Raw genomic sequence first — 17,153 nt, 5'->3', positions numbered from 1 at the left:
TTTTGACGTAGAATGCTCGCCATTGATTTTCGACTTTTGCCTTCAGGATCACACCATGGGTTTCAATTGCGGTATCGTCGGCCTACCCAACGTCGGCAAGTCCACGCTATTCAATGCACTGACCAAGTCCGGTATCGATGCCGAGAACTTCCCGTTCTGCACCATCGAGCCCAATGTCGGGATCGTGCCGATGCCCGACCCGCGCCTGAACGCCCTGGCCGATATCGTGGGTCCGCAGAAGGTACTGCCCACCACCATGGAGTTCGTCGATATCGCCGGGCTCGTTGCCGGCGCCTCCAAGGGCGAGGGATTGGGCAACAAGTTTCTCGCCAACATCCGCGAGACCGACGCCATCGCACATGTGGTGCGCTGCTTCGATAACGACAATGTGATCCATGTCGCCAACCAGGTCGACCCGCGCGCCGATATCGAGATCATCAACATGGAGCTTGCGCTGGCCGATCTCGATACCGTCGAGCGCGCCATCCAGCGTCTGACCCGGGTCGCCAAGGGCGGCGACAAGGATGCCATCGCCTCCAAGGCGATCCTCGAGCGTATCCAGCCTCACCTTGCCGAAGGGATGCCGCTGCGCAGCTTCGGTCTCTCCAACGATGATAAGCACCAGCTCAAGAGCTTCGGCTTCCTGACCCTCAAACCGACGATGTATATCGCCAACGTCAACGAGGATGGCTTCGAGAACAACGCCTATCTCGACGTGGTCAGCGAGATCGCCGCCGAGGAAGGTGCCGTGATGGTGCCGGTCTGCAATCAGATCGAGGCCGAGATCGCCGAGCTCGACGACGAGGAGCGCTCCATGTTCCTCGACGAGATGGGCATGGAGGAACCAGGGCTGGACCGGGTGATTCGCGCCGGCTACGCCCTGCTCGGCCTGCAGACCTACTTCACCGCAGGAGTGAAGGAGGTGCGCGCCTGGACCGTCAAGGTGGGTGCCACCGCGCCGGAGGCCGCCGGGGTGATCCACACCGACTTCCAGAAGGGCTTCATTCGCGCCGAAGTGATCGGCTATGACGACTATGTCTCGCTCGGCGGCGAACAGGGCGCCAAGGATGCCGGCAAGTGGCGCCTGGAGGGTAAGGAGTACGTGGTCAAGGATGGCGACGTCATCCACTTCCGCTTCAACGTCTGACACCCGTATCTCCACTCTCCCCGCTCAAGGCCGCCTATTGGCGGCCTTCGTGTATGTGCCAGCACGCCGGGAACTTCGCCGCAACTTGCATGACTATACTCTCAATAGCGCGCTCCCGCGCATCGGTCTCGGCGCCGAACTTGTGCCGACGCCGCCCGAGCCAATCACGAGATACCACCATGTTGATCAAGATCGCGCCGCCCCATGCGCTGACCGAGGCCGACGTGACCCCGGAAACGGTCTATCTTTCGCGCCGCAAGTTCATCGGGACGCTGGCCGGCATCGGCCTCGCCGCTAGTCTGCCGCGTCACGTGCTGGCACAGGAGTACGATGACATACAGGCTGCCACCGGACCGGAGTGGTTCGAGGCCAAGCGTGAGCGTACCGAGTGGGGGGCGGTGATTCCCGAGAATCCTAGGCAGGATGCTCTGACTCCCTTCCGCGACGCCACGAACTACAACAACTTCTATGAGTTTGGCAGCGACAAGCGCGATCCCGCGCGCCGCGCCGGCAGCCTGGTCACCTCGCCCTGGCGCGTCATGCTCGATGGCGAGGTGCATCACGCCGGCGAATACGACCTCGAGGATCTACTGCAGCCCCACCGTTTCGAGGAGCGCATCTATCGGCTGCGCTGCGTCGAGGGGTGGTCTATGGTGATCCCCTGGATGGGTATTCCTCTGGCTGAGGTGATACGGCGTGCCGACCCCACCGGCAACGCCCGCTACGTGCGCTTCGAAACACTGGTCGATCCAGAGCAGATGCCGGCGCAGCGCTCACGCTTCGGCCTGATTCAATGGCCCTACACTGAGGGGCTGCGTCTCGACGAAGCGATGCATCCGCTGTCGCTGCTTGCAGTGGGAATGTACGGTCGCGTGCTGCCCAACCAGAACGGCGCGCCGCTGCGCCTGGTGGTGCCTTGGAAATACGGCTTCAAGAGCATCAAGTCGATCGTGCGCATCACTCTGACCGAGGAGCCCTTCACCACCTCGTGGATGGGGATCGCACCGCGAGAGTACGGCTTCTATGCCAACGTCAACCCCGACGTGGATCACCCCCGTTGGAGCCAGGCCACCGAGCGGCGCCTGCCCAACAATCTATTCAATCCCAACATCATCGATACACAGCCATTCAACGGCTATGGCGATGCAGTGGCCGACCTGTATCGCGGCATGGACCTGGCGAGATACTTTTGAGCACCAGCACCACACTGCGCCTGTGGCGCATAGCGGTATTCTTGGCCGCGCTCGCCCCGCTGGCCTGGTGGTCGTGGCAGGTCGTCCAGTCTGCGGCTGGTCCCGACCCTGGTCATTATCTGCTACTCAACACCGGACAAGGAGGGCTCTGCCTGCTGCTGGCAACGCTCGCACTGACGCCGCTCACGCGCCTGACCCGTTGGCGGGGTTTCACACTGATTCGCCGCCAACTCGGGCTATGGTCCCTCGCCTATGCCGCACTGCACCTGCTGTGCTATGCACTCTTCATTCTCGGCCTCGACTGGCACCGCCTGGGAAGCGAGCTAATCCAGCGCCCCTATATGGTAGTAGGTGCCCTTGCACTTTTGGGACTCGCCCTTCTTGGTGCCACCTCGAACCGCCATGCCATGCGCAAGCTCGGCAAGCGCTGGAAGCCGTTGCACCGATTGAGCTACGTCATCCTCGCCCTGGTGCTGCTGCACTACCTTTGGGTGGTTCGCGCCGATCTCGGCCAGTGGAGTCTGTATGCCGCCACGGGTGGCCTGCTGTTGCTGCTGCGCCTGCCCCCATTGGCGCGCCGCCTGCCAGAGCTTCGTCGGGCTTGGCAGGCGGATCACTCGCGTTGACCAGCTCGCCTGGGAGCATTGACGCTTCATGCGCTTATCGGTATGATTCGCACCCGTTGGCTACGTAGCTCAGCTGGTTAGAGCACATCACTCATAATGATGGGGTCCCCTGTTCGAATCTTGCGCTAGTGTAAGCCGGAGAACTCTAATTGCGAATGCCGCTATTTTAGGGGAGGGTTACAATGCCATCCAGCAGGGAGCTGCGGAGCCTCAAAGTTTGAGGGGGACTTAGTGCTGGCTATCGGTGGAGCAATTTCTCCAAACTCCCCCTGTATACAACGGCCGAATATCTCTCGGCCGTGCGGCTCAACGTCAGTTGCAGAAGCTGTGAGAGGCACTTCAGACTTCAGGTGTTCGAAATACACCAGGCAGTCTATCGCCGTCTTTTCGCGGTTAGCCCATCGCGGCTCTCTGACTGAGCTGTAAGTTATTTTCATGCCTTACCTAACGCCGTGCTCACCGGAAAATTGCGAGCGGAGCGAGTGATTTTTCCGTGTGCAGCAATTTGTTATGAATAGCCTCGGTTCGAGCAGTAAATCTTTAAGGCACTGTGCATTATAACGCCTTGACTCCTATCAAATTCATAGGTATCAGTACTTGGCTCCCTGTGCTTGAAATAAACAAATCCATTGTCGCCCATGCCACCGATCAAAGATCGGTAATACATATCTTCCAAAAGAGATAATGCATTCACTCCGCTACAATTAGAAGATATTATCTTGCTCGCATCATTAAACGGAATAGATCTTTGATTAGGGCTCTTCAAAAAGCTGCTCATTTCACCAAAAGAGTTAAATATCATTGCAACTTGATCGGATGAATAAAAACTAGAAAGCTCATTCTTTAGTTCATTCACAACCTCATCACAATAACGACCTATTAAATGATTAACGTCACGCTTGGAGAGAGGAAGTTTGTAGCTATGACTTGAAAGAGGCTTGAAGAAAAGGAGGAGGTCCCGAGGCCGAAAAAATGTATGATCAAGAATGTATTTAAAGCTAGATTTGGGCGCCTCTTCATTGCCTCTAAACGGATCTTCAACCAATGATAGCCAAGGATCAGACGAGTCAAAATTTAGAGTCTCAATTTCAAAAGCATATTTAACTCTATCATTAATAAACTTCCTAATATTGAGAGTCTTTTCGTCATCTCCCATATGATACTCATCTTGATACCACTTGATAGGAATCGCATATGAAGAAAAGATCTTTGCTGTGTCTGAGCTATACACGGAAAGCGCCTTGCTCATATCGTCTCGAAGCAGTACAACCACCTTCGAATCTAAATTATTTTTTGCGAAGAACTCGTTATTTATGTCTTTAGAAACCCTGAGCAACGAAATAAGAGAATTAATCGTCGCTTCATCTTTAGCATCAAAATTTATATCTAGATCATCAAAGAATAAAACATAGCTATTTCCATTCTCCCTTTCTATATCACTATTCAAAACTTTTAAAACAACTTCCCTTAGGTGAGGAATTAGCTTATAAAACGGCGCACGCTCCTGCTTTATTTCAATGCTTTTATTCATCTTGCTGGAAAAGAATCTCCGGAGATAATTTATATCTACGGAAAACCCTTGTCGCCTTATCAATTCTTTTGTTTCTGACTCCCGGATATCTATGTAGCCAGAATTCCTAGATATAAATTGTCGCAAAAGATTATAATCTTTGCTATTCTCTACTGCCTTGTTTTCTGAAAATAGCTTAAGTATGTTAGTTAATATCAACCATTTATATAAGTTTTCTTTCTCAATATCGTGACCGGCCTCAACGCCAAACTGAACAATCTTCTCTAAATTTGACTCTCCTTGCCGAATAAACTTTGCGTGGATATTCGAGTCACCCTGAGAGATTTGGCATATATGCTCTGCAAATGCGCTCTTGCCAGAACCTTTCCGGCCAACTACAATAAAACGTTCGTTAGACAGCCCATCAATTAAGTTTGAATAATCCTTGTACACCTTTTCAAGAGGCATCCTAGAGTTTGGCAATGCTTCCGCTTCGGCCTCGGGGGCACCCAGAAAAATAGATTCGTCTTTTTTGTTCCTTCCTGAAAGCCTTCCAAAGACCATATATAAACCTCTTAAGTTGGAATCTCTTCATAACAGTGATTGGACTGCGCGTCCTGATATTGGATGAACACCCCTGCGCGTTCAACAATATTATCCGACGCACTTCATTTCTTCCAATTCATTGATTTTTCATGCACCTAAGTATAGTTCGGCCACCTAAGCAGAATTCGCGCGGTTGCGCGTTTTGCCGGCCAATAACTTTGTATTTATATCCATATTATGAGGGAGCTGCCGTATGGATACGCACATCAGACCGCCGAAGCTGATGGACCGGGTGAAGGCCACCATGCGAGTGAAGCGCTACAGCCCACGTACCGAGAAAACCTACTGCTACTGGATTCGCTACTTCATTCGCTTCCATGGCGTGCGCCACCCTGCCAGCATGGGAGGCTCCGAGGTACGCAGCTTTCTGGAGCACCTTGCAGTGGAACGCCAAGTGGCAGCTGCCACGCAGAACCAGGCGCTGAAGCTGGGGTAAGGAAATATCGAGACATTCGGGCACGCTACCGCCAGGGGATGCCGGTCACCAGCCCCCTCCATGGCGGTCATAGGCCGCCGACATGCCTCCATCGGGATGAGAACCTGCTTAGAGACATGTGATTACATGCAGCTAACTAAATGAACCATCGGCATGCGTAACCGCATCTTGAGGAAAAGTACGATGCAGGTTCGCATTGATACTCCATTTTTGACCTTGGTCGTGTCGATGAGGGCAAATGCTTACGCCATGTAAGCAGTCTCTTACGTGGGCCGGTTTTCAGCAAAGGTGAACAGAAAGCGCAGCGGCGCGGGCCCGGTATTTGACCGTCTTATGCCAGGACAGGAACGAACTGAAGGCGGACGCAGCGCCGTCGCTGCATGGTGTTGCTAGACCACCGGCTTCTAACCACGAACCGCTGCTTCGATCGCGGCGATATCTCCCTGACATGGGGTGCAGGGAGTATCGCCGTACTCCCCGTACCGCAGCCGAACTCCAGCACGCTGCTATCCGGGCGCAGGTACTGGGGTGATGGCGAGCTTCTTCTGGTATGCACTCTCGTCGCGAATGGGGCGCTTGGCGTAGCGCGCAGCACTTTTATTGGCGTGAGGGGAAGCCGCCAGCGTTCACGCAGCGCGGCGGCTTCGCAAAAGTTCCGCCATACTAGACTGGCAAGGAGGCCAACGGCCCCGACTGCCCACTTCAGTCCGCTGTGCTGACTTTCGCTGCGGACAGCATCATGCGCCCTACTAAAGGTAAGGAGGCTATATGCCGACTTCTTCAGAGAGCCACGATCGTCTGACCGTCTTGAAAAAATTCGGAACTGACCCCGGATCGTTGCACGCGGACACCTATATCCCGAAGAATTTTCCAAAGAACGGACCGCTCGTCGTCGTGCTACACGGCAGCATCCAATCGGCGGAGAGCTATAATCGCGGATCAGGCTGGTCTGCTCTCGCCGACGAATGCGGGATAGCGCTTCTGTATCCGGAGCAAAGAAAAACCAACAACCCACTTAGCAGCTTCAACTGGTTCAAGTCTGGCGACACCCGCCGCGGCGGCGGCGAACCGCTATCTATTCGTCATATGATCAAGCAGGTCGTTGATGATCACGCCATCGACCCATCGCGCGTCTTCATCACGGGGATGTCCTCGGGTGGTGCTATGGCATCTGTGATGCTGGCGACCTATCCGGAGGTGTTCGCGGGAGGCGCGATCATCGCCGGACTACCCTACCGTAGCGCCCACACCCTGATGCAGGCGATGGCTCGCATGAAGGGGTATGGCGGCCCGTCGGATCGCGAGCTCGACGCGCTTGTGCGCGGAGCCTCGACATTCGACGGCCCTTGGCCAACGATCTCGGTCTGGCATGGCGACAGCGACTCGACCGTCGACAATTCCAACGCCGATTCCATCGTCCGGCAGTGGCAGAAGATCCACAAGGTCGAAGGACCACCGACACGAGTAGAGAAGGTCGACGGTTTTCCCCGACAGGTCTGGTGCAACGCGGACGGGCAGGAGGTGATCGAAGAATACATCATCAAGGGAATGGGCCACGGCACGCCGATCATGGCCGGGGGGGACAAGGGCCTCGGGGAAGAAGGCAAGTATATGCTGGAAGTTGGCATTTCATCGACCCGCCACATAGCGCATTTCTGGGGCCTTACGTAATAGAGGAACTCTGGGCGGACGAGTTTATGGCGCACTTTTGACTATCAGCTCCCGGCCAAGAGCGAACGGAGTACCTGTCCGACACCCTGCACTAATTAATTGCTGGTGGAGATTGAGTCATATTTCTGCTGTATTTGCTCTTCTTCCATTTTACTGAAGTTATCGGTTTCCAGTTTCAAAAAACCATCCGGATTCAACTTGCAGTGATAGTGGTGGTGCTCTTTCAAACGAGAGTCCTCTTCCTTTTCGATTTCTCTATCTGATATTTCCTTCCTGCCTGTCAATTTCAACCACTGCTGATAGGCTTTCCAAAAACTATAAGCCAGAGCAATTACCGATAGCCATACGGGACTAAAGAACTCAATCATCGCAATAGTCACAGGCACAGCGACAGACAGGCACTGGATAGCGAGCGATACACTCCTTGGTTAGATTTTCCAAGTCTGTGGCCACCCTCTCACTTGTGACGTCGGCAATATATGTCACGGCGAGAGAGGCAAAGGGGACTGAACCAACGGGCGGGGGATATTCGAGTAAGTAGCTGTCAGTCTTCTCGTTGATGTGATCAAAGTATACTTTTCTGCCACTATTCATGTCCTTGTCTGCCAACTAGCTAACGCCTTGCTCACCGGAAAATTGTGAGTGCAGCGAGTAATTTTTCCGCGTGCAGCAACTTGTTAGGGCGTTTCTCACTGCTAAACATCAAGGCACGCCTCAATTGATTTTTCCATATAAGAAACAAGCGCCTCGAACCCCTCCTTTTTCTTCCCTTCCCATCGGTCTTCGATCTTTTCGAGATAGCCTTCACGAGCGTATTTCAATAACGCCGCGTGGTTAGGAGGCGCTTGCTTCTCAGCCCACTCCGCCGCAGCATCTTTTGGAGCAATCTCACCAGTAGCAGCGGTCAGCCACATCCTTGACAAGGTCAAAATCACATTGCGTTCATCACCTGCTGCCTCCGCCAGGAGATTGGGCAAAGAATCAAGAATTGCCCTTCGGATATCAGCCATTGGCACCGACTCGAAAACCTCAGCAGCATTTTTTCCATACAACAGGAGGCTGTTATCGATCACCTTTTTCAGAACAATTGCAAGATCAGGATCATGGACTGGTGCCGGGACGCTTCCGGCCTCGAATTGCTCTCGTAACCACTCACCGTATACAAACTCAGCCCGAGGCGGAAATTGCCAGGGAACAACATCAGAAACCGTTATCACCGTCAGCTCTACCGGTCTGATGGCTTGTGGATTCCCAATCGCTCCGGATACGCTCATCAACTGGGCAACCAGGGCCTTCCTTTGCAAAAAGGTAGGCGGGTTAGTGACTACGACCAAGACATCTACGTCGCTGTCACGCTTTAAACCACCAACGACAGCAGAGCCGAAAAGATAAATACCGACGATCGACTCACCAAGCACACTTTCAACGACTGACTGTGCCTGCCTTGCTTCATATGGAATCTCTGTGTTTGCCATATTGTCCGGGAGTCCCCTCTCGCCCTAACGTCTGAATTCACCGGACCTGCGCGGCTTTTCGCGCAGGTCCGGTGGAATGATTGGTTAGGCAGAATTTCATTACTCGCTCACGTCGTCAGAGGTTTGCGATGAAGCGGAGGAAAACGCGGATGATGGTTTTGTGCTCAACTCAAGGAGTCGCGTGAATATCTTTTCCTCTGCCTTCAGTGGTGCCTGCATGTTCTGTTGTCCAAAGAACACTGCAAGGTAGCCGCAACCAGCGTGTAGCACGCCGATGAAAATCCCTTCAAGATGACGCACCGTTGCGGCTTGAAATGCTTAGTAGTTCTCTCACCATTTAAATGTGCCGAGTAGAAGTAGCTTGCCCTTTACCGAGGCGTACTGCACACAGCTTCATCGGCTCGCTCCCTCTCGCCTGATCTTCAGCTAAAGCCACTCGGGCTCCGCTATTGTGGTGGATCGATCACCCAGGGTTCCAGTGCCACTTCATTCTTGCAACTATCATCTACGGGCTCGTATGGGTCGTCGAGAAAGGCACCGATCATGGTCGAGCGACACTCGTTGACAGGGTTGTGACCCAACCCCTGATACTCGACAAATTGCAGGTTGGGCATGGTCTCACGGACATGCTCACTCCAGCGTGTCCCGCAGCAAGGATCCAGCTGGCCATGGATGGCCAGGGCCGGCGTATCCGATGCCGGCGGGTCATTGTGTTCACTGGGCACGTCACCGTCTTCTCCCCACCAGCCACATACCCAGGGAGGCTCGAAGCCCAGAATAGCTGGCTCGCGCTGCACGGCGGCGATCGAGTCTTTCTGAGTGGGCCGGTTAGTGCCCATGTCACTGCAGACATGAGCGAGGAAGTAGCCGAGTGCGTAATTGGGGGCTGCCGGCTCGGAGTCGTAGTCTCCGATCAAGAAGAAATCCTCGAGGCGCGTATAGTCTCCCGCCTCGATGTCGGCGATGAGACTCGGCAATTCCGCATAGGCTGTGGGTAGCATCAGATAGAGTGTATTGAGGAAGGCGGCCCCATCGAAGTAGAGCGTGTCGGCATTGTCGGTTGCATCCTCAACGTCCGCCACATAGGGCCTGCTGTCCAGGGTGCGGCGCGCCCGATCGATCGCCAGCAACCAGTTGGGCAACATCTCACGGCATGCCTCATCTTCGGCGACACACTGTGCCAGCGTATCGGTGAACGTTTGCTTGGCGGTATAGAATTCATCGACGGGTGGTCGGTTGCGCAGATGGTTGAACCAGGGCCAGCCGAGGATCGCGGCGCGTATGCTGTCCGGGTGGTACTGGATGAAGGAGAGTACTGTGCCGCTCCCCGTCGAGGAGCCAAAGGCGTCGATGACGTCGTATTCCAGCAGTTGGCGTATCTCGTCGACATCACGCGCTACGGCATACTGGTTGTACTGTGCAACATCGATGTCCTCGTCGGTGAGCTTCTGGTAGCAAGCTTCCACAGCACTGGTAATCGTCTCCAGGCGTTCCATCGGCTTAAGCGAGGCGGTGATCGCCGGGGTGTGGATGATGTTGTGGTAGGGAGACACGGCCGCATAATCGGGGCATTCCAGTGCCGGTTCGGCATGGATGAAGCCACGGTGATCCATCGTCACCAGCGTGCGGTTGCCGATATCCTTTCGCAATTGTTCCAAGTAATCACGGTTGTCTAGCGAAGAATAGCCTGGCCCGCCCGGGAAGAAGAACACCGGCACTTCGTCCGTCTCCCCCGATTCCGGCTCAATCACAGCCACCGGCAACTGGATCCGATTACCGCCAGTTTCGTTCCAGTTCTCGCGTCCGTGAAAGGTGTAGCAATCAGCGCCCAGCGCGGTGAGCGCTTCGGTACCACACTCCGCGGACTCCAGGCGCGGAGTTGGCTCCGTATCCGTGGATTGTGCATGAGCGAATGAAGGTGCAATGAATAAGGCAAGGGGGATGGCGCCTGTCAGAAACCGACCACGGTACTGGCCATGCCGCCGGAGGAAGATATTCATGACATGCCTCCATCGAGTTGTTCTTGCTGTTATCGGGGTACGATTCAAACTAGTAACCGTACCGGGGGGAGTCAAACGGATGGATGGCTATGGCCAGCATGGAGGCGCCTGTCGGGCCAGAAGCGGACCTTCAACAAAAGCTGTTTTTTTGCTTACACTCAGCTTCAGCCGCAAGAGAAGCGAGCCGGGACTGTTTTCTGTACGCATTGCCCCTCCTCTTGATACAGCCATGCCTCGGCGATTTAGCCACGTATCCGCTGCTTCATGCCCTACCCGGTGGTATATGCTCAAGCTCTTTCCACTCGCAAGGACGCGGATTGGTCATGTCACGCCTTCATCTCACTTCCGCCAGGGATTGGCTCGATCGATTGAATCACTCCCGCCACGCGCTGTGGTGGCTGTTCGGGGCCTCGATGCTCGAGACCTTGCTGGTGCCTATTCCCATCGAGGTCATCCTCATTCCCTGGATGCTGTGCCACCCGGAGCGCAAGTGCACGATTGCCGGCGTGGCGCTGGCCGGCAACCTGGCGGCGGCCTCGCTTGGCTATGCACTGGGCGTTTCCGTCATGGAGCAGTGGGGCGATCAGCTGATTGGCTTCTTCGGGCAGTCAGGAGGCCTTCGAGGCCTTTCGCGCCCAGCTTCAGGAGGAGGGGTTCATGGCCGTGCTGACCATCGGCATCGTGCCGGTTCCCTTTCAGATCGCCATGCTGGCGGCCGGGGCGAGCGACTATCCCTATCCGCTCTTTCTACTGGCGGCCATGCTGGGGCGCGGCATTCGCTACTTCGGGCTTGCCGTGCTGGTGGCCCTGATGGGAGATGCCGCCCTGCGGTTGTGGAAACGCCATGCCCGCACCATTGGCATACTGGGTTTGGTGCTGTTCGGGCTGTGGGTGTGGTACGAAGTAACGGTCTGACCGGTTGAAGTTCTCGCACCGGCTCACCCTTCGGCCAAGCGCTGACCACGGTGGAGGAGGCCGAGGGTGATGCCGGCCCCGGCGAGCAGTGTCAGGCCGAAAAGCGTCAGCGCCACGCCATGCCCCAAGGCATCGACCAATATCCCCGTGACGATGACAGGCAGGCCGAAGCCGAGATAGGCCATCAGGAAGTACCCCGCTGTCGCGCGGGAGGGGTGCTCGCCTGACGCCTCGAGGATGCCGCTCAGCCCGCCCAGGTATACGAAGCCATAGCAAGCGCTGCTGGCGCCCAGTGTGCCGAGGAGCACAGCAAGCAGGTAGCCCTGCAGCGATCCCCAGGCGATCACTCCATAGGCCAGCGGCAGAATGACAAGCCCGACCTGGGTTGCCAGGCGTGGCGCCAGTTGTCGTGCCCAGGGCTGGAACAGTACGCCGCAGCTGCAGATACCGAAGGTCGCGAAGCCGGCCCAGCCCGACAGGCCATGCCGGGCCAGCGCCGAGGGTAGGATTGCGATGACCAGCCCCACGGTTGCCCAGGCCAGCAGAATGGCAAGCCCATAGCCGAACGCCCCTGGCGGATAGGTGGGCCAGCGCAGCATTGGCGTACTGGCCTTGCGCGGCAAGTCATCCTGCAGGGTGAGCATCAACAGCAGCGCCAGTATGGCGGCGCCCAGATAGAGCCATAGACTGGGCGGGGTCAGGCTCGGCGTATGCAGCACGAACAGGCTGGTGACGGCCGCGCCAAGACCGAAGCCTAATGCCGTGCTGGCGGTCACCCAGTAAGCCGGTACGCGTTTATCCTCTCCTTTAAAGAAAGTGAGCATGTAGGCGGGTGCTGCTGCCGATGTCAGTGCAGTGCCGATACCCATCATGAAGCGTGCGATGCCCAGCGTGGCCAGCCCCGGTGCGATGAGCGTAAGTGCCGTGGCGCACACGGCCAGCAGCAGCGCTGCAATGATCAACGGCTTGCGCCCCACCCGCTCGGCAACGCCATTGAGCCCCAGCAGTACCGGCACAATGCCGGCCACGTAGCAGGCGAATGCCACGCTCGTGGCGCCCACCCCGACGCCGTCGCGTGCGGCCAGGGCATCGTAGAGCGGTGCCTGTAGATTGACAGCCGTGGTGATCGTGCATAGCGCGAAGGCAAGGCGGATGGCGTTGATTCGGGACATGGCGAGACTCTGAACGTATTGAAAACCCGACAGACCGCGTCGAGGTTTTCAAGGGGGACTTATGACGTGACTGAACAATTGCATCTCCCGCGGGGCAGGGAAAGGTACAATCCACGACAGTTTCTAATGAACTGTTGCGAGTTTTTCTTGCACGGTTGAGCTGCAGAATTGGCTTGTCATGAAATTGAACGTGTCATGAAAGTGAGCTTGTCATGCGAGTAAAAAGGGACGAGCACCCGAACACGCCTTTGGTGGAGCAAGTTGTCGAAGGGGTACGGGAGTGGATCGGGCGCAATGGCGGGGGTGGCGGTAGCCGGTTGCCTTCGATACGCCAGCTGGCCACAGAGCACGGCATCAGCCGTAACGTGGTGATCGAAGCCTACGAACGACTGGTTGCCCAGGGGCTGGTGCGCGCAAGGCCGGGCTCGGGATTCTATGTTGCGGATAACGCTTCATCGGCCCTGGCCAGCAAGAACAAGGCATCCGGGTCGCTGGAAGAGGTCACCAGCGGCTTGTGGGAGCTGTTCCAGGCGGATGAAACGACCCTGAAGCTCGGGTGCGGCTGGCTCCCCCACCATTGGCGCGAGAAGGAGGACTTGACCCATGCCATTCGCCAGGTGGCAAGACAGAGCCGCTCGGGCATTTTTGACTACAGCACGCCCCTAGGGTCACTGGAGCTACGCGAGCTGTTGCAGGAGCGTCTGCGCTTGTTGGGAATCGAGGCGCATGCCAATCAAGTCATGCTGACCGCAGGCGGCAGTCACTCGCTGGACCTTCTGGTACGGCTGTTGCTCGAACCCGGCGATGTGGTATTCGTCGAGTCCCCCGGCTACTACAACCTGTTCGGCTTGCTGCATCTGCAACGCATTCAGGTAATCGGCGTGCCTCGCCTGGCCAATGGTCCTGACATCGAGAGGATGGAGGCGCTGCTTACCAGGTATCGCCCGAAGTTGGTCTTCATCAACAGCGTATTTCAGAACCCCACGGGCACCACGCTCGCGCCCGCCGTAGCCCACCGGCTCCTGCAACTGGCCGAAGCGCATGACTTCCAGATCATCGAGGATGACATCTACGCCGATCTCCAGCATACGCCCACCCCGCGTCTGGCGGCGCTGGATGGCCTGAACCGGGTCGTCTACCTGGGCAGCTTCTCCAAGACGCTCTCCTCTTCGCTGCGGGTCGGCTTCATTGCGGCCCGCTCGCCTCTGTTGCAGCGCCTGGTCGATGTGAAGATGCTCACCAGCATCTCCGCCTCCAACTTTGCCGAGCAGGTACTCGTCACCATGCTGCGCAACGGCAGCTATCGCAAGCTTGCCGAACGGCTCAGGACCCGGCTGTCGGGCCAAATGGCCAACGCACTCGCCCAGCTCAAGGGCGCCGGCTGGGAAGTCTTCGCCGAACCTGCTGGCGGCATGTTCATCTGGGCCAGGCATCCGGCGATCTCTTCCTCGGTCCAGCTCGTCGAGCACGCTCGGCACAGGGGCATTACGCTATCGCCGGGCAAACTGTTCTTGGCCGATGGTCAGGACACCCCTTGGGTACGGCTCAATGTCGCCTACCTGAAGGATCCAAGAGCCACTGCGTTTATCGGCGCTCCCCTCGTTGACAGCGACTGACTGCCTATGGCGCTATCGGAGTCACCGCACTATCCTGACATTACTGCAATGCACCATTCGGCTCACGCCATGGCTGTAACCGAGTAATCGCTCCTTGGCAATGCGGCGGGGAGCCAAGGCAAGGAGGCACGCTTGAGTCAGCCCAAATTGATCGATCTCGCCCTGCAGGGTGGCGGTTCCCACGGCGCCTTCACTTGGGGCGTGCTGGATTATCTGCTGGAGGACCCCAGGGTCCGCATCGAAGGTATCTGCGGCACCAGTGCCGGTGCCATGAATGCGGTGGTGATGGCCGATGGCATGGCGGCGGGCGGCGAGAGCAGCGCCCGCGAGGCGCTCGACCGGTTCTGGCGGGCCGTCAGCAAGGCGGCCATGACAAGCCCCATCAAGCGCACCCCCCTGGATATCCTGCTTGGCAACTGGAGCCTGGACTACTCGCCCGGCTACGTGATGATGGACGCCATGACGCGGGTCGTCTCGCCCTATCAGATGAACCCGATGAACTTCAATCCGCTGCGCGATCTGCTGGTCGAGCAGATCGATTTCGACCGGGTGCGCAGCTGCGAGACGCTCAAGCTGTTCGTCGGTACCACCAATGTGCGCTCGGGCAAGCAGCGAGTATTTCGCCGCGAGGAGATGAGCGTCGATGCACTGATGGCCTCGGCCTGCCTGCCGTTCATGTACCAGGCCGTGGAGATCGATGGCGAGGCCTACTGGGACGGCGGCTACATGGGCAACCCACCGCTGTTCCCGCTCATGGAGGAGTGCGGCTCGCGGGATATCGTGATCGTGCAGATCAATCCCATCGTGCGCGACAAGATTCCCACCACGCCGGCCGAGATCTACAACCGCTTGAACGAGATCACTTTCAACGCTTCGCTGATCAAGGAGGTGCGCATGGTGGCCATGCTCAAGGGGTTGATCAACGATAGCGGCATGGACATCAGCTGCTATCGCGACACCCTGCTCCACCGCATCAGCGCCGATGATGCCCTGGAGGGACTCTCGGTATCGAGCAAGTTAAACGCCGAATGGGCCTTCCTTCGCCATCTGCGCAACCAGGGCCGTGCGGCCTCGCAGCGCTGGCTCGATGAGAACTTCGATGCCTTGGGCGAGCGCTCGACGCTGGATGTCGACTCCGTCTACCGGCAGGAGGAGTGACGTTGCGTTGAAGCATTCTACTGGCGGCCCGGCAAGAGTCGGGTCATGCTGAGTTCGTCACCCTTCACCGCCCCCATTCACCCAGTCAGAGGAGCCCAAAGAGTCACGCCTTATCGTAATGGAAGCGATACTGGCCCGGTCGCGAACGTCGTTTCGTCATGCCAGTGTCGATGATGCCGTTAACCAAGGAGTGCCCGCGCCGATGGTACGACTCGACAAGAAAGCCAAACGGCTTTACGTGCTGGACACCAATGTCCTGATTCACGACCCCGCCGCCCTCTACCAGTTCGAGGAGCACGACGTGGTCATCCCCATGACCGTCCTCGAAGAGCTCGACAAGCACAAGAATGGCATCCGTGAAATCGCACGTACCGCCCGTCAGATAAGCCGCACTCTCTCCGACCTTACCAGCCAGGTCAGCTTCGACGAAATTCAGCAAGGCATTCCCCTTCCGGGTTCGATCGGCCCCACCGGGCGCTTGCGCTTCCTGTGCTATCAAGACCTCAAGCCCATCGACAACATGGAGGACAGCCCCGACAACCGGCTGCTCGCCGAAACCTGCCGGCTGCGCGACGAGCGCCCCGACGCCTCGGTCATCCTGGTCACCAAGGACATCAACCTGCGGGTCAAGGCGGCGGCACTCAAGGTGCCGGTGGAGGATTATCTGAACGACCGGGCGTTCGCCGACAGCGACGCCATGATCGAGGGGGCCAAGGTCTATGCCGATGCCGGCACACATGGACATGGCCTGTGGGAAACACTCAAGGTGGAGGTCAGGGTCGAGCGGGTCGACCATCACACCTTCTACCACCTCAGCGGCGAGCTTCCGCATGACTGGCACGTGGGCATGCTGGTCTCGGACAGCGACAACGGCGCCGATTTCGAGGCCATCGTGCGCGAAATCTCGCCGCGCCGGGCGTGCCTGCAATTGCTGACCAACTATCGGCACCATGCCGGGGTGTGGGGCGTGCATGCCCACGACAGCCGCCAGAACTTCACCCTCAACCTGCTCATGGACCCGGAGATCGACCTGGTCACCGTTGCCGGCAGCGCCGGCACCGGCAAGACCTACATGACCCTTGCCGCGGCGTTTCAGCAGACCCTGGACAGCAAACGATTCGAGCGCATCGTATTCACCCGGGCGCCCATTCCCATGGGCGAGGATATCGGCTTTCTGCCCGGCACCGAGGAGGAGAAGATGTCGCCCTGGATGGGGGCCTTCCACGACAACATGGACAACCTGCTGCGCGACGAGAAGAGCGGCGACTCGAGCTGGAGCGACGGTGCGACCCGCTCGCTGATCGGCTCGCGGGTGCAGATCCGCTCGCCTACCTTCATGCGCGGGCGCACCCTGAGCGACACCTTCCTGATCATCGACGAGGCGCAGAACTTCACGCCCAAGCAGCTCAAGGCACTGGTCAGCCGGGCCGGGCGCAATACCAAGATCGTCTGCCTGGGTAATGTTGGCCAGATCGACACCCCCTACCTCACCGCCAACACCTGCGGCATGGCGGCGGTGGTCGAGCGCTTCCGCGACTGGCCGCATGCTGGTCATGTCACGCTGAAAAGCGTCGAGCGCTCACGCCTGGCCCTGGCGGCGGAAGAACTGCTCTAGCACAACCTTCCCA

The 17,153-nt window shown here is 57.4% G+C and carries 14 protein-coding genes; 9 read left to right on the top strand and 5 right to left on the bottom strand.

The genetic code is table 11. The features are described 5' to 3' along the window. Positions 1–55 precede the first annotated feature (55 nt). From ychF to msrQ, 3 genes are all read left to right on the top strand, one after another. Positions 56–1,147 (top strand): redox-regulated ATPase YchF, encoded by a 1,092-nt coding sequence (gene ychF, locus HJD22_RS15720; RefSeq protein ID WP_208656222.1) that lies wholly within the window; start codon positions 56–58, stop codon positions 1,145–1,147. A 179-nt stretch (positions 1,148–1,326) separates the two neighbouring features. Further along, positions 1,327–2,340: a protein-methionine-sulfoxide reductase catalytic subunit MsrP gene (gene msrP / locus HJD22_RS15715; protein WP_208656223.1), complete on the top strand. Its 1,014-nt coding sequence runs from the start codon at positions 1,327–1,329 to the stop codon at positions 2,338–2,340. Beyond that, the gene (gene msrQ / locus HJD22_RS15710) at positions 2,337–2,966 is read left to right on the top strand and encodes a protein-methionine-sulfoxide reductase heme-binding subunit MsrQ (RefSeq protein ID WP_208656224.1); all 630 of its coding nucleotides are present in this window, start codon (positions 2,337–2,339) and stop codon (positions 2,964–2,966) included. The genes msrP and msrQ overlap by 4 nt, the downstream gene beginning before the upstream one ends. A gap of 508 nt (positions 2,967–3,474) precedes the next feature. Here the strand turns inward: msrQ and HJD22_RS15705 are convergent. Continuing rightward, a complete protein-coding gene (locus HJD22_RS15705; RefSeq protein ID WP_208654602.1) occupies positions 3,475–5,040 on the bottom strand; it encodes a hypothetical protein in 1,566 nt (521 codons plus the stop codon). A 235-nt stretch (positions 5,041–5,275) separates the two neighbouring features. On the opposite strand from HJD22_RS15705, the gene HJD22_RS15700 reads away from it, so the two are divergent. Then, positions 5,276–5,518, top strand: a complete 243-nt coding sequence (locus HJD22_RS15700; RefSeq protein WP_208654601.1) for a site-specific integrase — start codon at positions 5,276–5,278, stop codon at positions 5,516–5,518. A gap of 768 nt (positions 5,519–6,286) precedes the next feature. After that, positions 6,287–7,189, top strand: a complete 903-nt coding sequence (locus HJD22_RS15695; protein ID WP_208654600.1) for a PHB depolymerase family esterase — start codon at positions 6,287–6,289, stop codon at positions 7,187–7,189. A 95-nt stretch (positions 7,190–7,284) separates the two neighbouring features. On the opposite strand, the gene HJD22_RS15690 is transcribed toward HJD22_RS15695, so the two are convergent. From HJD22_RS15690 to HJD22_RS15680, 3 genes are all read right to left on the bottom strand, one after another. After that, positions 7,285–7,557, bottom strand: a complete 273-nt coding sequence (locus HJD22_RS15690; RefSeq protein ID WP_208654599.1) for a hypothetical protein — start codon at positions 7,555–7,557, stop codon at positions 7,285–7,287. A gap of 327 nt (positions 7,558–7,884) precedes the next feature. Continuing rightward, positions 7,885–8,664: an aminoglycoside adenylyltransferase family protein gene (locus tag HJD22_RS15685; RefSeq protein ID WP_208654598.1), complete on the bottom strand. Its 780-nt coding sequence runs from the start codon at positions 8,662–8,664 to the stop codon at positions 7,885–7,887. Positions 8,665–9,110: 446 nt separating this feature from the next. After that, on the bottom strand, positions 9,111–10,664 hold the full coding sequence (locus HJD22_RS15680) for an alpha/beta fold hydrolase (protein WP_208654597.1): 1,554 nt from the start codon (positions 10,662–10,664) through the stop codon (positions 9,111–9,113). Positions 10,665–11,255: 591 nt separating this feature from the next. On the opposite strand from HJD22_RS15680, the gene HJD22_RS17945 reads away from it, so the two are divergent. Then, positions 11,256–11,579, top strand: coding sequence for a YqaA family protein (locus HJD22_RS17945; RefSeq protein ID WP_248730288.1), 324 nt, complete (start codon positions 11,256–11,258; stop codon positions 11,577–11,579). A gap of 23 nt (positions 11,580–11,602) precedes the next feature. Here HJD22_RS17945 and HJD22_RS15670 read toward each other — a convergent pair whose 3' ends face one another. Next, complete coding sequence (locus HJD22_RS15670) at positions 11,603–12,751, bottom strand: MFS transporter (protein WP_208654596.1); 1,149 nt, start codon at positions 12,749–12,751, stop codon at positions 11,603–11,605. A 212-nt stretch (positions 12,752–12,963) separates the two neighbouring features. On the opposite strand from HJD22_RS15670, the gene HJD22_RS15665 reads away from it, so the two are divergent. The 3 genes from HJD22_RS15665 (at position 12,964) to HJD22_RS15655 (ending at position 17,140) form a co-directional block, all read left to right on the top strand. Continuing rightward, a complete protein-coding gene (locus HJD22_RS15665; protein ID WP_208654595.1) occupies positions 12,964–14,367 on the top strand; it encodes a PLP-dependent aminotransferase family protein in 1,404 nt (467 codons plus the stop codon). Positions 14,368–14,499: 132 nt separating this feature from the next. After that, entirely contained in the window at positions 14,500–15,525 is a 1,026-nt protein-coding gene (locus HJD22_RS15660) for a patatin-like phospholipase family protein (RefSeq protein WP_208654594.1), read from the top strand. A 202-nt stretch (positions 15,526–15,727) separates the two neighbouring features. After that, positions 15,728–17,140 (top strand): PhoH family protein, encoded by a 1,413-nt coding sequence (locus HJD22_RS15655; RefSeq protein ID WP_208654593.1) that lies wholly within the window; start codon positions 15,728–15,730, stop codon positions 17,138–17,140. The last annotated feature ends 13 nt before the right edge of the window (positions 17,141–17,153 follow it).

Source organism: Halomonas sp. TA22 (assembly GCF_013009075.1).
GTDB lineage: Bacteria > Pseudomonadota > Gammaproteobacteria > Pseudomonadales > Halomonadaceae > TA22.
This window is presented reverse-complemented; position numbering and strand designations above follow the sequence as displayed.